The following is a 2,271-nucleotide window of genomic DNA, read 5'->3' on the forward strand; positions in this document are numbered from 1 at the left end:
AGCCCTGATATGGAGCAAAAGGTAAACGGATTTAGGGAAAAGGTTATCAACGACCCTGCGCTAAAGAATTACCTTCACAACTCGTGGCAACGGTTTAACCTGTGGCTGTTAAAATCACTTGAAGAAAACGAGGGTAAAGCAGAGCAAAAGGTTGCAGGGTTATTACATGATTTAGGGGCTTCTTTGCGAAATGATAGCCAATTATCCCATTCATTCAATCAGCATATCGGTGAGGCTGCAAAATACATGGCGCCTGAGTTAGCAGAGTTTCTTACCCGGCATATTAGAGACACGATCAATAGTTGGGATGAAGAAGACATGGCAGCGCAAGTAGAGTTGAATATAGGGAGAGACCTTCAAAAAGTGCGTATCAATGGCACCATTGTGGGTGGGGGAATTGGCGCAATACTGTTTGGCATAGAGATGCTTATTGGTTTGTGAGTATCGGCAATGATACTGAGTTGGTATTTTAAGGGGGGTAAGTGTTGGCATAATTTGATAGGTTAAAATAAGCGAAAGACGGTCTCATCATCGTACCTGCTACCGTCTGCCGACGGCAAGCTATGGAAAGTCGGGCCTCTATATTGCCGATTCCGGTATGTGTCCAAAACAACGGCCAAGGAGAATCTATTAGAGCAGTAAAGTTTTAGTTTAAAGGACACTTACTTCCACTGAAAACACAACGTATGTTTTTCGTGGCCTCATGAGGCTGACTCTTACTACGAAGACAGAGTAATAAGGTAATATTTGCAATCAATAATAAATATCGTCACACGGAACTACAACCAAACTCTACGGAAGAGAAGCGACTTGATCGACGCCTTAAATACAAATGTATTGGTCGTACATACAAAAACTGATGGAGGCGCTAACATAGACAGTAGTGTCGGATATTGACTCGGGTCTGAATTGCAGTGCTCCGAATTAACATCACTTCAAATAACTATAAGGAGGCAAAAAAAGGCCATCTTGCCCCTTAGAGCGATATTAAGGCGAACGAGTTTATAACAAACTTTCGTTTGGTTAGATTATCCTCGCTCTTCGTTTAGTAATTAGTAGCACGTTAATTTATCGTGAGAGCACATGGCACATGCGCTCTACTTTAATCGCGAAATACTCTTAATTATCTGCGCTTTCTTAACCGCAATGACATTAAAATGAGGATACCGAACAAGCTCAAAGTAGCTGGCGCAGAAACGGTTATCTGTTCTTCAGTTATACCTGCGTATCGCACGCTGCCTTGAGAGTAGTTGTAAAATCCCGCGGCGCCGTCAGAAAATGCAGTTAAACCCGCATCGGCAGCAGTGATACTCAACTCAAGTATATTATTTACTTTAACTTGAATAAGGTTAGATTGAAATACAATGTCAAAGTTGTAACTTTGGTTGCTTGCCCAGCCGGTATTGCCTAAATTAGTTCCGCGTGCTATTTCAGTGACTCCACCCGTATGTTCCCAAAATTCAGTATCTCTGGTCGCATTCAGTACTCTAGAAATTGCTAATCCACCTTTCCCTAAAGCTTGATCTCTTTTTTTCCAGTCAATTAACATAAAATCACTGGTACCGGATAACATCTCACCATCTTGATAACCTAAGACAAAACCTATGAAATCGTCATCGTTTGTGGTTTCTACTGATATAATGCCGGCTATAGATGTATTTTGTGCGTTAGACCCTGCTTCAAAAAACGTCGTTGGTCGACCATTTATTGACTGAAACACTGAATCGTTTCCTGCGCCTTGCACTGTCCAACTCCCGTCGCCATCTGATTCCCAGCTGGTTAAGTCGATTGGAATTGGTGCTGCAGACAATAAGCTGGCAGAGGTTGCCAAGCATAATACAGATAATAGTTTAAAAGTTTTTTTCATAATACTCTCCATGTAGTGGAATGACTTGTAATAATTATTAAAATAATAAGCGTGCTTTAAATGTTGTTTTTGAATAGCACGTTTCATTTATGCAATTTCTGGGCTAGATTTTTTTGCCATTTTTATCAATGACTTGCAGTATTTATTTATAGTTGTGTAAAAAAAGCTGACATGCTGATTCTTGCCCTCACATTGATCATGCTCAATATTTGGGATGCAAACGATACTTACTTTAAAGCTATATCATGTGATTTTTAATGCCTTTAACACGGTAGACAGCTACTAGTTAAATAGAAGAGACACAGGATAAGCAGTATCAGCTACATAGAGCTAAGCGTCAGGCATTGGCATGTTTACTGTTTGCGGCGGGTGTTTTTGTGACCACTATTCTCACTCAAAAATAT

2 protein-coding genes are annotated in these 2,271 nt (G+C 40.5%); one reads left to right on the forward strand and one right to left on the reverse strand.

Annotated features, from left to right (window positions below):
• Positions 1-441 (forward strand): DUF445 family protein (locus JV36_RS0104780; protein WP_032097097.1); only part of this gene is annotated, 441 nt, incomplete at its 5' end.
• 682 nt (positions 442-1,123) lie between these two features.
• On the opposite strand, the gene JV36_RS0104785 is transcribed toward JV36_RS0104780, so the two are convergent.
• On the reverse strand, positions 1,124-1,867 hold the full coding sequence (locus tag JV36_RS0104785; RefSeq protein WP_032096986.1) for a hypothetical protein: 744 nt from the start codon (positions 1,865-1,867) through the stop codon (positions 1,124-1,126).
• Between the last annotated feature and the right edge of the window lie 404 nt (positions 1,868-2,271).

This window comes from Alteromonas sp. LOR (assembly GCF_000753865.1).
GTDB lineage: Bacteria > Pseudomonadota > Gammaproteobacteria > Enterobacterales > Alteromonadaceae > Alteromonas.